Origin of the sequence: Pseudomonas sp. SED1, from assembly GCF_034044025.1 — a bacterium.
In the GTDB taxonomy this organism is placed as follows: domain Bacteria; phylum Pseudomonadota; class Gammaproteobacteria; order Pseudomonadales; family Pseudomonadaceae; genus Aquipseudomonas.
Map to the genome: position 1 here is coordinate 13,523 of NZ_JAXCIS010000187.1, position 16,513 is coordinate 30,035.

16 protein-coding genes are annotated in these 16,513 nt (G+C 60.9%); 7 read left to right on the forward strand and 9 right to left on the reverse strand.

Features of this window, described 5'->3' with window-relative positions:
* The first annotated feature begins 170 nt into the window (after nucleotides 1–170).
* Both SNL23_RS24095 and SNL23_RS24100 read left to right on the forward strand, forming a co-directional pair.
* Complete coding sequence (locus SNL23_RS24095) at nucleotides 171–1,769, forward strand: ABC transporter permease (RefSeq protein ID WP_318303810.1); 1,599 nt, start codon at nucleotides 171–173, stop codon at nucleotides 1,767–1,769.
* Complete coding sequence (locus SNL23_RS24100; RefSeq protein ID WP_318303811.1) at nucleotides 1,766–2,581, forward strand: ABC transporter ATP-binding protein; 816 nt, start codon at nucleotides 1,766–1,768, stop codon at nucleotides 2,579–2,581. Before SNL23_RS24095 ends, SNL23_RS24100 begins: the two co-directional genes overlap by 4 nt.
* 13 nt (nucleotides 2,582–2,594) lie before the next feature.
* Here the strand turns inward: SNL23_RS24100 and SNL23_RS24105 are convergent, their stop codons facing one another.
* Nucleotides 2,595–3,674 carry a fatty acid desaturase gene (locus SNL23_RS24105; RefSeq protein ID WP_318303812.1) on the reverse strand — a complete coding sequence of 360 codons (1,080 nt, stop codon included), beginning with the start codon at nucleotides 3,672–3,674 and terminating at the stop codon, nucleotides 2,595–2,597.
* 101 nt (nucleotides 3,675–3,775) lie between these two features.
* Here SNL23_RS24105 and SNL23_RS24110 point away from each other — a divergent pair, with 101 nt between their 5' ends.
* Nucleotides 3,776–4,780 (forward strand): AraC family transcriptional regulator, encoded by a 1,005-nt coding sequence (locus SNL23_RS24110; RefSeq protein ID WP_318303813.1) that lies wholly within the window; start codon nucleotides 3,776–3,778, stop codon nucleotides 4,778–4,780.
* 145 nt (nucleotides 4,781–4,925) lie between these two features.
* Here the strand turns inward: SNL23_RS24110 and SNL23_RS24115 are convergent, their stop codons facing one another.
* Both SNL23_RS24115 and SNL23_RS24120 read right to left on the reverse strand, forming a co-directional pair.
* A complete protein-coding gene (locus SNL23_RS24115; RefSeq protein WP_076015543.1) occupies nucleotides 4,926–5,291 on the reverse strand; it encodes a response regulator transcription factor in 366 nt (121 codons plus the stop codon).
* Nucleotides 5,292–5,329: 38 nt separating this feature from the next.
* A complete protein-coding gene (locus SNL23_RS24120) occupies nucleotides 5,330–6,016 on the reverse strand; it encodes a Crp/Fnr family transcriptional regulator (RefSeq protein WP_318303814.1) in 687 nt (228 codons plus the stop codon).
* A gap of 83 nt (nucleotides 6,017–6,099) precedes the next feature.
* Between SNL23_RS24120 and SNL23_RS24125 the strand changes: the two genes are divergently transcribed.
* Nucleotides 6,100–6,624 carry an Mpo1 family 2-hydroxy fatty acid dioxygenase gene (locus SNL23_RS24125; protein ID WP_318303815.1) on the forward strand — a complete coding sequence of 175 codons (525 nt, stop codon included), beginning with the start codon at nucleotides 6,100–6,102 and terminating at the stop codon, nucleotides 6,622–6,624.
* Between the two features lie 120 nt (nucleotides 6,625–6,744).
* Here the strand turns inward: SNL23_RS24125 and SNL23_RS24130 are convergent, their stop codons facing one another.
* From SNL23_RS24130 to dibA, 6 genes are all read right to left on the reverse strand, one after another.
* Nucleotides 6,745–7,725, reverse strand: a complete 981-nt coding sequence (locus SNL23_RS24130; RefSeq protein WP_063033633.1) for a sulfate/molybdate ABC transporter ATP-binding protein — start codon at nucleotides 7,723–7,725, stop codon at nucleotides 6,745–6,747.
* A gap of 3 nt (nucleotides 7,726–7,728) precedes the next feature.
* The gene (gene cysW, locus SNL23_RS24135; protein ID WP_167665657.1) at nucleotides 7,729–8,601 is read right to left on the reverse strand and encodes a sulfate ABC transporter permease subunit CysW; all 873 of its coding nucleotides are present in this window, start codon (nucleotides 8,599–8,601) and stop codon (nucleotides 7,729–7,731) included.
* Nucleotides 8,602–8,614: 13 nt separating this feature from the next.
* Nucleotides 8,615–9,433 (reverse strand): sulfate ABC transporter permease subunit CysT, encoded by an 819-nt coding sequence (gene cysT, locus SNL23_RS24140; RefSeq protein ID WP_076015547.1) that lies wholly within the window; start codon nucleotides 9,431–9,433, stop codon nucleotides 8,615–8,617.
* Nucleotides 9,434–9,591: 158 nt separating this feature from the next.
* Complete coding sequence (locus SNL23_RS24145) at nucleotides 9,592–10,602, reverse strand: sulfate ABC transporter substrate-binding protein (protein WP_318303817.1); 1,011 nt, start codon at nucleotides 10,600–10,602, stop codon at nucleotides 9,592–9,594.
* Nucleotides 10,603–10,678: 76 nt separating this feature from the next.
* A complete protein-coding gene (oscA, locus tag SNL23_RS24150) occupies nucleotides 10,679–10,861 on the reverse strand; it encodes a sulfur starvation response protein OscA (RefSeq protein ID WP_003170956.1) in 183 nt (60 codons plus the stop codon).
* A gap of 322 nt (nucleotides 10,862–11,183) precedes the next feature.
* A complete protein-coding gene (dibA, locus tag SNL23_RS24155; RefSeq protein WP_318303818.1) occupies nucleotides 11,184–13,094 on the reverse strand; it encodes a phosphodiesterase DibA in 1,911 nt (636 codons plus the stop codon).
* A gap of 166 nt (nucleotides 13,095–13,260) precedes the next feature.
* Between dibA and desA the strand changes: the two genes are divergently transcribed.
* The 3 genes from desA to SNL23_RS24170 all read left to right on the forward strand — a co-directional run.
* Entirely contained in the window at nucleotides 13,261–14,445 is a 1,185-nt protein-coding gene (gene desA, locus SNL23_RS24160) for a delta-9 fatty acid desaturase DesA (RefSeq protein ID WP_010168824.1), read from the forward strand.
* 256 nt (nucleotides 14,446–14,701) lie between these two features.
* Nucleotides 14,702–15,700: a sensor domain-containing diguanylate cyclase gene (locus SNL23_RS24165; protein ID WP_076015549.1), complete on the forward strand. Its 999-nt coding sequence runs from the start codon at nucleotides 14,702–14,704 to the stop codon at nucleotides 15,698–15,700.
* A 294-nt stretch (nucleotides 15,701–15,994) separates the two neighbouring features.
* A partial coding sequence (locus SNL23_RS24170) for an IS110 family transposase (protein ID WP_318303820.1) occupies nucleotides 15,995–16,513 on the forward strand: 519 nt, incomplete at its 3' end.

Genomic DNA, 16,513 nt, shown 5'->3' on the forward strand with positions numbered 1-16,513 from the left:
AACGCAGGCCCCAGAAGGCTATGCATCAACAGCATGGAAAATATTCTCCAAATGCATTGGATGCGTGTCAGGTAGCGGCTTTTAATGGCTTTTCTTATCCCTCAATCGTCTTGATTGTTTGTTTATAAGATCAAAAAAACATAAAGCCCACCGGACAACGGAGGTCATCCATGGCCCGAATCTCGCTGTTGAGCCTGCCACTGGCGGCCCCTGCCCAAGGGCGGCAGCCACGTTGGCCGCAACTGGGCAAACGCCTGTTGCCCTGGCTGCTGCCGCTGGTGTTGTTCGCCCTATGGTGGTTGGCCAGCCGCAATCACTGGATGAGCGAGCAGATCCTTCCCGCACCGTCGCTGGTCTGGAGCAGCGCGGTGGAGTTGGCCGGCGGCGAATTGTGGAGCCACTTGGCGATCAGCCTGCAACGGCTGTTTTGGGGCTTGCTGGCGGGCGTGAGTGCCGGAGCATTGCTGGGGGCGCTGCTGGGTTTCAGTCCCCGAGCGGAGCGCCTGGTGTTCCCGACGTTCAGCGCCTTGTCGCAGGTCCCGACCCTGGCCTGGATCCCGCTATTCATGGTGTTTTTCGGAATTGGCGAAACCCTCAAGCTGGTGGTGCTGGTGAAGGCCATTGTGGTGCCGATCACGCTGCATACGCTGGTGGGGGTGCGCGACGCCCAGCCCGGCCTGCGTGAAGCCGCACGGGTGCTGCGCCTGCCCTCTCACTTGTTGATCCGTCGCCTGATTCTGCCGGCCGCATTGCCGGCGTTCATGGCCGGTGTGCGCCTGGCCCTGGCCGCCGGCTGGACCTCGTTGCTGGCCGTAGAGTTGCTGGCCTCCAGTGAGGGCATCGGCTACCTGATGGTGTGGGCGCGGCAACTGTTCATGCTGGATATCGTCTTCGTGTGCATCGTGGTGATCGGCGTGCTGGGCGTGGTCATGGACCGGGGCGTCGGCTGGCTGGACCGCAAGTGGGTGCACTGGCCGCATCCGGCCACCGCACAGATTCGCCGTGGCCCGCGCTACCAAGGCTGGCAACGCCTGCAACCCTGGCTGCTGCCGCTGGGTTTAGTGGCGCTGTGGCAACTGGCAACACAGCAGGCCTGGGTAGACCCGAACATCCTGGTCAGCCCATGGGCCGTCCTGCAAACCACCGTTGCCGGGGTGCTGGACATGAGCCTGGTCAGCGCCCTGGCCCTGAGCCTCGGGCGCACCTTGGGTGGGTTGGTACTGGGCGGCGGCCTGGGCTTCATCGTCGGCTTGCTGCTGGGCCTGTCGCGCACCAGTGAACGGGTACTCGGCCCGACGCTCGCCGCCCTGCGCCAGATTGCGATTTTCGCCTGGGTCCCGCTGCTCACTGCCTGGTTCGGCCTCGGCGAATTGGCCAAGTGGGTGTTCATCGCCCTGGCCGCGTTTTTCCCGCTGTTTATCGCCACTCAACGCAGCGTGCTCAACCTGTCCCCACAACTGAATGAAGCAGCTCAGGTGTTGCGCTTGAGCCTCGGCCAGCGCCTGCGCCGCCTGGTGCTGCCGGGTGCGGCAGCGGGGATTTTTGCCGGCCTGCGCCTGAGCCTGATCTACGCCTGGCTGGGCACCATCGGCGCTGAATATTTCATGCCGTCCAACGGCGGCATCGGCAGCCTGATGATCGGTGCCCAGCAACTGCTGCGCATGGACCTGATCATGAGCGGCATGCTCTTGGTGGGCCTCACCGGCGCCGCTCTCAACCTTATCGGCCAACGCATCGAAACCCGCGCCACGCGCTGGAGACACGCATGAACGCACCTATCGTCAGCTTCACCCATGTGGGCAAATCCTTTGACGTCGACGGCTTCGAACTGGAGGCCATCCGCGAATTCAACCTGGATATCGCCGAAGGTGAGTTCGTCGCCATCGTCGGCTCCAGCGGCTGTGGAAAATCCACCCTGCTGCGCTTGCTGGTGGGCCTGGACACACAGTTTCGCGGCCAGATCAGCGTCGATGGCAAGGCCGTCAGCGGGATTGGTGGTGAGCGCGGCATCGTGTTCCAAGAACACCGTTTGTTCCCTTGGCTGACGGTGGAAGAAAACATCGGCCTGGGCCTGGTCAACGCGCCCCTGAGCGTTGCCGAAAAGCAGCAGCGCATCGGCGATTTTATCGAGCTGGTGGGCCTCACTGATTTCACTCGAGCCTATCCGCACCAACTGTCCGGCGGCATGGCACAACGGGTGGCAATTGCCCGCGGCCTGGTGGCCAGCCCGCGCATCCTGCTGCTGGACGAACCCTTCGGCGCCCTCGACGCCCTGACCCGCCAGCAGATGCAGGACGAGCTGCTGGCCATCCGCGCGCGGGCGAAAATCACCACGATCCTGGTGACCCACGACGTGGAAGAAGCGATTTTTCTCGCCGACCGCGTGGTGGTCATGGAGCCCCGCCCGGGGCGGATCAAGCAGGTGGTGGACATCGCCCTGCCCCATCCGCGCCAGCGCAGCAGTTTCGACTTCCATCAGTTGCGTGAAGAACTGCTGCACGAACTGATCAGCGACGACCACTACCAGCCGCCGGCTCGGGAACAGATCCGCGACCTGCCCCTGGCCTTTATTGCCTGCTAACGAGGCGCAATCCTCAGCGCGTCGCCGTTTCAGCCGGATTGATCGCCACCGATGAATGGGTGGCGCGCTCAAACCGATTGGCCCGCGCAAAGGTGCCGAAATCGTTGAATCGCACGCCCATTTCAGCCATCACCTTGTGCGCCGTTTTCACCGTCATCTGGCGGATGTAGAACGGTTCCTTGACCACGAAATGATGAATCCCGTGGGTGCTGCCGAAGTTGAAGCAGAACGCCTGCAACGGCCACAACCACCACGGGTTGAGCACCTGGGTTTGCTGGATCACATTGCCCTGCTCGATGTCACCGTAGTAGTGCATGTTGGAGCTGACAAAATGCAGGCAGAAGGTGCGCAGCACGTTGGGGCCGATGATCACCACGGCGGCGATGTCGATGATGTGCATCACTGCCAGGGTGTTGGCTGACCAGTCGATTGGCGCGCCCAGCAGGCTGGCGATGCCATTGGCGGCATGAAAGCCCAGGAACACATACCACGCGCCCCAATGCAGCAGCGCCAGCGGTGCGTAGACCAGCGCCGTGCGCTTGAGAATGCCCAGCTTGTGCTTCCAGTTCGGTGCGCGCAGCACCCGGATCAGCGCCGACATGATGTTGTCGCCGACCATCAGCAACCGGGCCAGGCCCCACGGTTCACCGTTGGTGATTGCACGCTCTTCGATATCGGTTTCGCTGCCGGACACCTTGTGGTGGTTGAGGTGGATGTGGCGTCGCACCCAAGGGTTGATGGTGCTGGGTCGCGCCAGCCACACCAGGCCCATCATCAGGTTGTGGGGCAGGCGTTGCTTGCGAAAGTACATGCTGTGGATCAGGTCGTGTTCCAGCTCGTGGGTCAATGACGCGAGGAACGCGTTGAGCAGCAGGCACACCCACCACGCCATGTGCCCGGTGATATACAGCGACGCTGAACCCAGCATGCCCACCAGAGCAAAGGCCAGGATGCCCGCACCCAACGCGTCCTGATGCAGCAGCCACGGGTGGCGCTGGCGCAATAACAGGCCCTCGGCCAGCACCACTTCACGAATATGCGCTGAACGCTGCTGTGCGTTCATCTGCCGGGGGCTTGCAGAAGTACCGTCCATGCTTCCATCCTCTGTCTTATTGATGCGTACATCCTGCCCTATGCGATCTGGCGGGACGCTAGCCCCACACGCCAACCTGTTGACCGCAAGCGCCAATCAACATGACCGAACCGACCTCCCTCGCCAGCTGGACCCGCGCCCTGCGCAAGCAACTCGACGCCCTGGGCCTCGACAGCGCCGCGTTGTGCGCCCAGGCCGGGCTCGACCCGCAGCAGATGGACGATCCCAACGCGCGCTATCCGTTGTCGGCCACCACGCGTCTTTGGGAACTGGCGGTGCAGGCCAGTGGCGACCCGGCGATTGGCTTGCGGGTGTCGCGGTTTGTCAGCCCAACCACCTTTCATGCGCTGGGTTACGCGCTGGTGGCCAGCGGCAGCCTGCGGGAAGTGTTCGAGCGGATCGTGCGCTATCACCAGGTGGTCAGCGATGCCCTGAGCCTGGAGCTTAGCCGGGAGGGTGATCGTTATCGTTTTCGCCTGCAACAGCCTGCCGGCACACCCGCACCGGCGTTTGAGGCGATTGATGCGTTTGCGGCGATTTATGTGCGTACCTGCCGTAATCGGCTGGGCCGGGATTATGCGCCGCTGGCGGTATACCTGAGGCGGCCCGAGCCGGCCGATCCCAAGCCGTGGCACACGGTGTTTCGTGCACCCGTTTTTTTCGCCGCCGAGGAAGACCGTCTGGAATTCGCCGCCCAGGACTTTGACAGTCATCTGGATGATGCCAACCCGGAGTTGGCCGAACACAATGAAACCGTACTCAAGCGCACCTTGGCACAACTGCGACCGCTGACCTGGGAGCGCAAAGTGCGTTCGGCCATTGAAGCGCAGTTACCCGACGGTGAGCCGAGTGCCGAGCGCATCGCCCAGGCGTTGCATTTGAGTTTGCGCAGCTTGCAGCGGCACTTGGCGGATGAGGGCTGCCGGTTTGATGCGCTGCTCAATGAGTGCCGGGAGAACCTCGCGCTGCTGCACCTGCGGGACCCCGAGTGCTCGCTGGCGGAGATCAGTCATTTGTTGGGGTTTGCCGATACCAGCAGTTTCAACCGGGCGTTCAAGCGCTGGACCGGGATCACGCCGGGGCAGTTTCGGGATGGGTTGAGGTAGCTGGAGTTGCGGTGGCTGTGTGGGCCTCTTCGCGAGCAAGCCCGCTCCCACATTTGACCGAGTACATCCTTTGGAATGCGGTCAAATGTGGAAGCGGGCTTGCTCGCGAAAGCGGTCGATCAAACACCACAAAAGCCAGAATCAATCAGCGCCCACGATCCCGCCGCAACACTTTCTTCACCCGCGCCACCAACGCCCGGGCCTCAAACGGCTTGAGCAAATAATCATCCTCATGCAATTCCAGCCCACGCAGCCGGTCTTCAATCCCGTCAGGCGTGGTCAAAAACAGCATCGGTGTCTCACCTTTCAACCGAATCGCCTGCTGCAGCTTCCAGGCATTCAACCCCGGCAGCATCACATCCAGGATCACCAGGTCGTATTCGGTGTTTTCCACAAAGCGCAGGGCCGCCATGCCATTGGCCGCCACCTCCACCGTGTAACTGGCCTCTTCAAGGCTGCGGCCCATCGCCTCGGCCGCCTCTGACTCGTGTTCCACCAACAGGACGCGCATAACACACCTCGAATAATCGTAAACGCAGGCTACCACCCTCAGGCGTGCGCCGCCTCGCGCAAACGCTGCGGGTCGAGGATTTCGATCTCGCCATAGCCCAGGCGCAGGATGCCCTGGCCCTGCAGGTCCTTGAGCAGCGCGTTGGTGGTCTGGCGCGACAGGCTCAACATCGCGGCGAGGTCTTCCTGCGGCAGTTGCAGCACCTGCCGCACCTGCTCGATGTCGCCGTAGCCTTCGGCGATCATCAGCAAGCGGTGCGCTACCCGTACCGACGCCGGCATCAGGCTCAATTGCTCGATATTGATAAAGGTCAGGCGCAGCTTCTGGCTCATCAGCAGGGCCATGTCGCGCCAATAACGCGGAGCCTGTTCAAGGATGTGCAGCAAGGCCGGCTGCGGCACCTGCAACAACGTACAAGGCCCGGCGGCGCAGGCATCGTGGGTGCGGGGCAACCCGTCGAACAGGGAGATCTCGCCGAACCAGTATGGCAACTCCGCCAGGCTCAACACTGCCTCCTTGCCCTGCTCGTTCACCGCGCTGATGCGCAGGGAGCCTTCCAGCACCGCGTACAACCCACACGGCGGATCGCCGCGCTTGAACAGGTACTGCCCCGCCGTCAGCTGCCGCAACCGGGCGCTGGCCAGCAAGCTATTCTGTAAGTCAGCAGGCAGATGGCTGTACCAGTGACCGGTGGCCAGCCGTGGGTGCCACTTCTCTACATCCATGCGAACTCCGAAGATTGTCGGCCAGTTGACAGTGTGTCGCGGGCCTACAGGGCATGATCAAACATCCTACAGGAGGAACAACAATGAAAAGCCTCGTCGACCATCTCAGTCAATACGCCGCCTACCACCGCGACCCGCGCAATATCGCCAGCCACTTTATCGGCATCCCGCTGATTTTGGTGGCCGTGGCCGTGCTGCTGTCACGCCCCGAATGGACGGTGGCCGGGCTCTGGCTGTCGCCTGCGGTGCTGCTGGCACTGTTCTCGGCGTGGTTCTATTTGCGCCTGGAGCTGGCACTCGGTGTGCTGATGACCGTGCTGATGGGCCTGTCGGTGTGGGCCGGGCATGTGCTGGCGGCGCAAAGCACGCTGGTGTGGCTGAGCAGCGGCATCGGCATGTTCGTGGTGGGCTGGGTGATCCAGTTTGTGGGGCATTACTACGAGGGGCGCAAGCCGGCGTTTGTCGATGACGTGTCCGGGTTGATCGTGGGGCCGTTGTTTGTGGTGGCGGAGTTGGCGTTTCTGGTGGGGCTGCGGCATGACCTCAAACGGCAGATTGAAGAGCGTTCTGGGCCGGTGCGGACAAATCAGAAAAATGTCGCCGCCTGACCACTGTAGGAGCGAGCTTGCTCGCGAAAAACCAGAGAGCGCCGCGTTCATCCAGCATGAATGCGTTATCGTTAACGATTTTCGCGAGCAAGCTCGCTCCTACAGTGGGTTGCATCGGTCTTAGGCTTTTTGCCAGACCTTGGGTTTGAAGAACAACGTCTCGCCCCGTGCCAGGCCGGTCAGGCTGTCGTGGTCTTTCACCACTTCGGCCTCGATCAGTTCGCTCTGGCCTTCGACCTTCAGGGTCACCCGGGTAGTCGCGCCAAGCGGGCGAATATCACGCACTTCAGCCGCGTGGTGGTCTTCCAGCTCATGGCGTGACAGCGACACTTCATGCGGGCGGAACAGCACGTGCTTGTCTTCACCCAAATGCAGGCGGTTCGAATCCCCAAGGAAGTGATAAACGAAATCACTGGCCGGGTTTTCGTAGACTTCGCCCGGTGAGCCGATCTGCTCGATCACTCCCTTGTTCATCACCACGATGCGGTCCGCCACTTCCATGGCTTCTTCCTGGTCGTGGGTCACGAAGACCGAGGTCAGGTTGATGTCTTCGTGCAGCCGCGCCAGCCAGCGGCGCAGTTCTTTACGAACCTTGGCATCCAGGGCGCCGAACGGTTCGTCCAGCAGCAGCACTTTAGGCTCTACCGCCAGGGCGCGGGCCAGGGCGATACGCTGGCGCTGGCCGCCGGAGAGTTGTTCAGGGTAGCGATCCGACAGCCAATCGAGCTGCACCATGTTCAGCAACTCATGGACTTTTACCGCGATCTGGCTTTCGGTGGGGCGCTGGTTTTTCGGTTTCATGCGCAGGCCGAACGCGACGTTGTCGAACACCGTCATGTGGCGGAACAGCGCGTAATGCTGGAACACAAAGCCGACGTTACGATCACGCACGTCGTGGCCGGAGACGTCTTCACCGTGGAACACAATGCTGCCGGCATCCGGGGTTTCGAGCCCGGCGATGATCCGCAGCAAGGTGGTCTTGCCGCAGCCGGACGGGCCCAGCAACGCCACCAGCTCGCCACTCTGGATGTCCAGGTTGATGCTGTTCAGGGCCTTGAAGGCGTTGAAATTCTTGCTGACATTACGGACTTCGATCGACATGACTTATTCCTCAGCCGCACCGGCGCGCAGGCGGTTAATACGGTTCTCGCTCCACTGCTTGAGCAGCAGGATGAAGAGCGCCAGGATCAGCAACAGACTCGCGACGGCAAACGCGGCGACGTGGTTGTATTCGTTGTAGAGGATCTCGACGTGCAGCGGCAAGGTGTTGGTTACGCCGCGAATGTGGCCGGACACCACCGACACCGCACCGAACTCACCCATGGCCCGCGCGGTACACAACACCACGCCGTAGATCAGACCCCACTTGATGTTCGGCACGGTGACATGCCAGAACATCTGCCAACCGTTGGCGCCCAGCAGGCGCGCGGCCTCTTCTTCCTGGGTACCCTGCTCCTGCATCAGCGGGATCAGCTCACGGGCCACGAACGGCACGGTGACGAAGATGGTCGCCAGCACGATACCCGGCAAGGCAAACACGATCTGGATGTCATGGTCTTGCAGCCACGGGCCAAAGAAGCCCTGAGCGCCGAACATCAACACGTAGACCAGGCCGGCGATCACCGGCGATACCGAGAACGGCAGGTCGATCAGGGTCACCAGGATACTTTTGCCACGGAACGAGTACTTGCTCACGCACCAGGCGGCACTGACACCGAAGACCAGGTTGAGCGGTACCGAAATCGCCACGGCGATCACCGTGAGTTTCAGCGCCGACAGCGCGTCCGGCTCAAGGATTGCCGTGAAGAATGCACCCAGGCCATTTTTCAGGCCCTGGGACACCACGATAAACAGCGGCAGCAGCAGAAACAGCGCGAAGATCAACCAGCCAAGGCTGATCAGGATGCGCCGGGATACAGCACTGCCACGGCGGGCAGCGTTCGCCGACGAGGCGGCGGAAATAGACGATTGGGACATGTTCCGCGCCTCCTTATGGGGTTTCGATGCGCCGCTGCAACAAGTTGATCAGCAGCAGCAGGACAAAGGAAACCACCAGCATCATCACGCCGATGGCAGTGGCGCCGGTGTAGTCGTATTGGTCGAGCTTGACCATGATCAGCAGCGGCAGGATCTCGGTTTTCATCGGCATGTTGCCGGCGATGAAAATCACCGAACCGTATTCACCCACACCGCGGGCGAAGGCCAACGCAAAGCCGGTCAACCAGGCCGGCAGCAGCGCTGGCACCAGGATATAGCGGAACACTTGCAAGGGCTTGGCGCCGAGGCAGGCGGCGGCTTCTTCGATTTCCCGGGGGATATCGGCCAATACCGGCTGCACGGTACGCACCACGAATGGCAGCGTGACGAAGGTCAGCGCCAGCGTGATGCCCAAGGGGGTGTAGGCGATCTTGAAGCCCAGGTCGGCGGCGAACTGGCCCACCAGGCCGGTGGGCGTGTACAGCGCGGTGAGCGCAATACCGGCGACGGCGGTGGGCAGGGCGAACGGCAGGTCGATCATCGCATCGATGATTTTTCGACCCGGGAAGGTGTAGCGCACCAGCACCCAGGCCAGCAGGGTACCGATGATGCCGTTGATGATCGCTGCGCAAAACGCCGTGCCGAAGCTCAGTTTCAACGCCGCCAGCACGCGGGGTGCGGTGATGATGTTCCAGAACTGATCCCAGGTGAGTTGAGCGGCATGTACAAACATCGCCGCCAGGGGGATGAGTACGATCAGGCTGAGGTACACCACGGTGTAGCCCAGCGTCAGCCCGAAGCCGGGTATGACGGGGGAGATACGACGCGACATAAGAGTCCTTGGTTAGCGGAACGGACATGCAAAACCCGCAAACGAATGCGGGCTCCTGATCCCTGTAGGAGCGGGCTTGCCCGCGAAAAACGTCAACGATAACGCGGGCAGTCAGCAAGCACGCGGCGTCATGAAGTTTTTCGCGAGCAAGCTCGCTCTTACTGGGCCGAGTAGATCTGGTCGAACACGCCACCGTCATTGAAGAATTTCGGTTGGGCAGTTTTCCAGCCGCCGAAGTCTTTGTCGATAGTCACCAGGTCCAGTTTCGGGAACTGCTGGGCGTATTTGGCGGCGACTTTCTCATCGCGTGGGCGGTAGAAGTTCTTCGCCGCAATCTCCTGGCCAGCCGGGCTGTACAGGTGCTTGAGGTATTCGGTGGCGATTTCGGTGTTGCCCTTTTTCTCGGCGTTCTTGTCGACCACGGCCACTGGCGGCTCGGCGAGGATCGACAGCGAAGGTACAACGATGTCGAACTTGTCGGCGCCGCCGTCTTCTTTCAAGGCCAGGAAGGCTTCGTTTTCCCAGGCCAGCAACACGTCACCCTGACCGTTGTTGACGAAGGTGATCGTCGAACCGCGAGCGCCGGTGTCGAGGATCGGCACGTGCTTGAACAGCTCTTTCACGTATTCCTGAGCCTTGGCTTCGCTGCCACCGGCTTTCAGGCCATAGGCCCAGGCGGCGAGGAAGTTCCAGCGGGCGCCGCCGGAGGTTTTCGGGTTCGGGGTGATCACGGAAACATCTTTCTTGATCAGGTCGCCCCAATCCTTGATGCCTTTAGGGTTGCCCTTGCGCACCAGGAACACGATGGTCGAGGTGTACGGAGTGCTGGCGTCCGGCAGGCGGGTTTGCCAGTTTTCCGGCAGGGTCTTGCCCAGTTTTGCGATTTCGTCGATGTCACCGGCCAGGGCCAGGGTCACGACGTCGGCACGCAGGCCGTCGATCACCGCACGGCCTTGCTTGCCCGAGCCACCGTGGGATTGCTGGATCTTGACGTTGTCGCCCGGGTGCGACTGCTTCCAGAAGCTGGTGAATTCAGCGTTGTATTCCTGGTAAAGCTCGCGGGTCGGGTCGTAAGACACGTTGAGCAGTTCGTAATCCTTGGCAACGGCGGAACCGGCAAACACGGCACTGGCCAGTGCTGCCAGGGCATAACGGCGAATCGACGACATAGAAGGCTCCTGAAATTCTTGGGTGTTGGCTTTTTTCTTATAGTTGCGGGTCTTGCAATCGAATCGCCGATCTTGCTCAGCTCGGTTTGTTGCCCGGGTTCTGCAAACGGAATTTCTCTTTGCGTTCGATCTGTACTACCTGGGCGTTGTGCACAGTGATTTCCACCGCACCAAACCGCAGATCGCGCAGAGCGCTCTGGATCTCGCGCAAAATGGCTGCTTCGTCCTGGCCGTCAACGCTACGTAGAGATGCGCTCATGGTCGTGCTCCTGAAATGAGAAGTGCCTCGCAGTGGCGGCACTGCTTGCGGCGTGAGGGCGATAGTAGATAAGCGCGGATATTCTTAAAAATACTATTTAAGAATGTTTATATAACCAGAAAGAATTTTCTGGTGGGACGTGGGGTTGCGAGGGGTTTTGCGGGACGGCCCGTGAAATAAAGCCGTGTGGAGATCCAAATGTGGGAGCGGGCTTGCTCGCGAAGGCGGCGTGTCAGTCAATACATAGGTTGGCTGATCCACCGCATTCGCGAGCAAGCCCGCTCCCACACTTGACCCTATTTCAAATCAAGCCAGGCGGTATTTAGCGAATTGTCGGCGCCGTCGTCCAATCCAGCTCACTGGCCGGCATCGGCCGACCAAACCAGTACCCTTGGCCCAGGTCGCACTGTTGTTCCAACAGAAACCGCGCCTGATCGACCTGCTCGATGCCCTCGGCATGCACCTGCATGCCCATGCTTTGCGCCAATGCGATTACCACCCGCACAATCGCCGCGTCGTCCTCATCCCACGGCAACCCGGCGACAAAGCCCTGATCGATCTTGAGCTTCTGCACCGGCAAGCGCTTGAGCCGCAGCAGTGATGAATAACCGGTGCCAAAGTCATCAATCGCCAGGCGCAAGCCCAACTCCCGCAGGCGGTGCATTTGCTCAAGGGCGACTTCCGGGTCTTCCATTACTGCGCTTTCGGTCACTTCGAGCTCCAGAAACGCCGGATCCAGCCCGGTATCGTGCAATACCTTGGCCACTTGGTCGTACAGCTCACGCCGGGCAAACAGGCGGCTGGACACATTCACGGCGAGGAACGTCAGCGGCGCGCCGTCGGCCAGCCACTGGCACATCTGGCGGCAGGCCTGATCCATGACCCAGGCGTCGATATCGGCAATCAGCCCGGTACGCTCGGCAATCGGGATGAATTCTCCCGGCGGCACCAGCCCGCGCTCCGGGTGCTGCCAGCGCACCAGGGCTTCGACGCCGATCAGGCGGCTGTTCTGCAGCTCGTGCACCGGCTGGTAGTAGACCCGCAGCTCTTGCTGCTCCAGGGCGCGGCGCAGTTCGCCGGCCATTTCCACCCGGTGCTGGGCGTGGGCTGTGAGTTCTTCGGTGTACAAGGCGTAGCTTTCGCGGCCGGCGCTTTTGGCCTTGAACAGCGCAGAATCGGCGTTGCGCAGCAGTTGCTCGGCGCTCAGGGCATCGCCGGGGAACAGGCTGATGCCGATGCTGGCGCTGATAAACAGTTGATGACCGTCGAAGATGAAGGGTTCTTTCATCGCATCAAGGATACGTTGTGCCAGTGCGGCGGCCTGGACCAGCTGTGGACAACTTTCCGCCAGCACCGCAAATTCGTCGCCGCCCAATCGTGCCAGGGTCACGCCGGGGCCGAACAGGCTTTGCAGGCGCTCGCCGACCGTCTTGAGCAACTGGTCGCCGACGTTATGGCCGAGGCTGTCGTTGATGATCTTGAAGTGGTCGAGATCGAGCAGCAGCAAGGCACAGCCACGTTTATGCGCCTGCGCCGACGCCAGGGCCTGTTCGGCGCGGTCGGTGAACAGCAGGCGGTTGGGCAGGTCGGTCAGCGGGTCGTGGTGGGCCAGGTGCGCCAACTCGTGCTCGGAGTGCTTGATGGCACTGATGTCGGAGAACACCGCGACGTAGTGGCTGACCTGGCCCTGATCATCGCGGATCACCCGGATGGTCTGCCACTGGGGGTAGATTTCGCCGCTTTTTCGGCGGTTCCAGATTTCGCCGCTCCATTCACCGTCGCGCTCCAGGGTCTGGAACATGGCCTGGTAGAAACTGGCCGAGTGGCGTCCCGACTTAAACAGGCTCGGCTGGTGGCCCATGACGTCTTCGCACTGGTAGCCGGTGATTTCGATAAAGGCCCGGTTGACGTGAACAATCAGCCCCTTGGCGTCCGTGACCAACACCCCTTCGCGGGTGCAATCGAATACGGCAGCGGCCTGGCGCAGACGCTCGCGGTTTTCCCGCAGTGGCTGCTGGACCAGGTTCGCCCGGGCAAAACGGGCGCACAGCAGGTAGATCGCCAGTGCGCTGAGGCTGACCCACACGTAGCCGCGCATCTGAAGCCAGCGGTCCAATTCCACGGGTTCATCAATAAAGTTGATCAATACCTGATGGCTGAGCTGAATCCACACAATCGAAACCAGCAGGTACACCAGCCCTGCACGCAGGGCACCTCGGTATGAAAACAGCATATGTTTAGTAATCCTTACTAAAAAACCAGATTCGCCCTACAAAGGTTATGGATTATAGAATAAGAAACATCCAGTCACTCCTATCTGAAAGGGCGGCTGGTTTTATCTGTAGGCTTAGTGATAATGCGCAAGCTGGTTTTTTCTTTATCTGAGGGCCATACAGCCTATGTGGTACAACGGTTTTCTTGACTTGTCGGCCTGGCAACTGGTTGCAGTCACTCTGTTGATGACCCACGTGACCATTGTCGGGGTCACGGTCTATCTGCACCGCTATTCAGCCCACCGCTCCCTGGAGCTCAATGCTGGCCTGAAACACTTCTTCCGCTTCTGGCTGTGGCTCACCACGGCGCAGAACACCCGCGAGTGGACCGCTATCCACCGCAAACACCACGCCAAGTGCGAAACCGTCGACGATCCCCACAGCCCGGTGATCAAGGGCTTGTCAACGGTCCTGCGCAAAGGCGCCGAGCTGTATCGCGCCGAGGCCGAAAACCCCGAGACCCTGCGCATCTACGGCAAGAACTGCCCGGAAGACTGGATCGAACGCAAGCTCTACACCCCCTACCCGCTGTTGGGCGTGGCGATCATGGGCGTGATCGACCTGCTGCTGTTCGGCACTATCGGTATCACCATCTGGGCTATCCAGATGATGTGGATTCCGTTCTGGGCCGCCGGCGTGATCAACGGCCTGGGCCATGCCATCGGCTACCGCAACTTCGAATGCCGCGACGCGGCGACCAACCTGATTCCCTGGGGCATCATCGTTGGCGGCGAAGAACTGCATAACAACCACCACACCTATCCCAACTCCGCCAAATTGTCGGTGAAAAAATGGGAGTTCGACCTGGGCTGGGCCTGGATCAAAGTGTTCAGCTTCCTGCGCCTGGCCAAGGTCCAACGGGTCGCGCCGATCGCCCACCGGGTTGAAGGCAAGGGCCACCTGGACATGGACACCGCCATGGCGATCCTCAACAACCGCTTCCAGATCATGGCCCAGTACCGCAAGTTGGTGATTGGCCCGCTGGTCAAGCAGGAACTGGAGAAGGTCGATCACTCGGTGCGTCACCAATTCCATCGCGCCAAGCGCCTGCTGTCGCGGGAAACCAGCCTGCTGGATGACCGTCACCACGTGCGCATCCAAAGCATGCTGGAACACAGCCAGGCCCTGAAAGTGATCTACGAGAAGCGCCTGGCGCTGCAACAGATCTGGCTGAAAACCAGTACCAACGGCCACGACATGCTGGCGGCGATCAAGGAATGGGTACACGAGGCCGAGGCCAGCGGGATTCAATCCCTGCGGGACTTTGCCCATCAACTGAAGACCTATTCGCTGCGGCCTGCGGCGGTCTGATCACTGTAGGAGCGAGCTTGCTCGCGAAGGGCCCAATTACACCGCGTGCAGCCAGCCAGCACGCGTTATCGTTGACGCCCTTCGAGAGCAAGATCGCTCCTACATGTTTCTGGCGCCATTTCTTGGTCGCCTCAAATCGGCGCTGATAACGGAACTTAGCTGCAAATTCCCCCTCTCAAACAACACTTCGCCATCCCGGCGGCCCTTGTTGTGACCGCTGCCCAACCCCGCGGCATGCCCAGAGAGAGTTGTGCCGATGGTCCCCGAAAAGACCTTCACCGACACCCCCGTCCACGACCAGCCACGACCGGCAGCCGCCGCTACGTTGCTGGCGCTGATGCATGCCCAGGGCGAAGTGGAACGCTTGAGTGAACGCGAGCAACTGCTGAGTTCGCTGCTGGTCAGCGTGAATGCCGTGCTCTGGGCTATCGAGTGGGACACCCGCCGCGTGCTGTATGTCAGCCCGGCCTATGAGCGGGTTTTCGGACGTACGGCGGGCATGCTGCTGGCGGACCATCGAGAATGGCGCAACAGCATTCACCCCGAAGACCTCGACTATGCCGAGCACAGCCTGGCCCAAGTGCTGCTCAGCGGCGCCGTGGAAGACCGCGAGTACCGCATCATCACCGCCGACGGGCAGATCCGCTGGCTCAGCGACAAGTGCTACATCAGCCAGCAGGCCGAACCCGGCCAGCCGGTGATCGTGGTGGGCATGGCCGAGGACATCACTGAAAAGAAGCAGCTTGAGCTTGAGTTGCAGCGCCTGGCCACCACCGACGTGCTGACCCGCAGCAGCAACCGCCGGCACTTCTTCGAGTGCGCCCACCACGAGTTCGAACGCGCCTGCCTGCAAGGCACGCCTTTGGCGTTCCTGTTGCTGGACATTGATGACTTCAAAGTGGTCAACGACACCTACGGCCATCTGGAGGGCGATCAGGTGTTGCAGCGTATCGCCGAGAGCGGTCGAGGGGTTCTGCGCCGTGGCGACCTGTTCGGGCGCATTGGCGGCGAAGAATTCGCCGCCGTGCTGCCCGGTTGCGCACCGGAGATGGCAATGCAGGTGGCCGAACGCCTGGGGCACGAGATTGCGCAACTGAGTTTCAGCCATGACGGTGAGAGCTTCGCAGTCACCGTCAGCCAGGGCCTCGCCAGCCTGACCGCCGAGGATGCCAACGTCGACAGCCTGTTCGCCCGCGCCGACGCCGCGATGTACGAGGCCAAGCGCCAAGGCAAAAACCGCGTACTCGCCGGCTGAGCTACACCATTACCTGTGGGAGCCGGGCTTGCCCGCGATGCAGGCACCTTGGTGTGTCAGCTGTACCGGGATGATGCTATCGCAGGCAAGCCAGCTTGTATGGTTAGACTTGTAGGGGTGGTGGGACTAAAAGTCAGCATCTGACTCTAGCCAGTACAGACCGTGGGAGACTTCGCCCCACCCCTTCACCAAAGCGCCGATAAGGAATGCATCGGCCATGACCGACGATAGAAGCAAGCCAGCGCAACGGTGAAGCCCCGACAAGCCCATAAACCCTAACCCGGAGCGTTTTTCATGGCAATGACTGTCTTGCAATCAATCATCGGCGTGGATGTCGCTAAGGCTGAAGTCGTGGCCTGTCACTTTGAAACAGACGAATTGAAGATTGTGCCGAACAACAAAACCGAGCTGAAGGCGTGGCTCAAATCTCTGCCCGAGGGCAGTGGCATCGCGATCGAAGCGACCAATATCTATCACCTGGATACGGTCAACTTGGCTCATGGGATGGGCCATATGGTTTACGTGATTGATGGCTACCGTCTTAATCACTACCGCAAAAGCACGGGTGGGCGGGCGAAAACAGACGCCAGCGATGCGCGTTTACTGGCCCGTTATTTGAAAAATGAGCAGGCTGATTTACGTGCCTGGAACCCGCCGCCGAAGGTCTATACCAAGCTTCAAAGCTTGCTTCGCCGACGGGCAGCGTTGGTGAAGATGCGAGTTGGCCTTAACCAAAGCTGGGCAGGTGAGCCACTACTTAAGGCCTCATCAAAAAGTGTCTCAGCCTGCCTTGCGAGACACGAAGGGCTTATT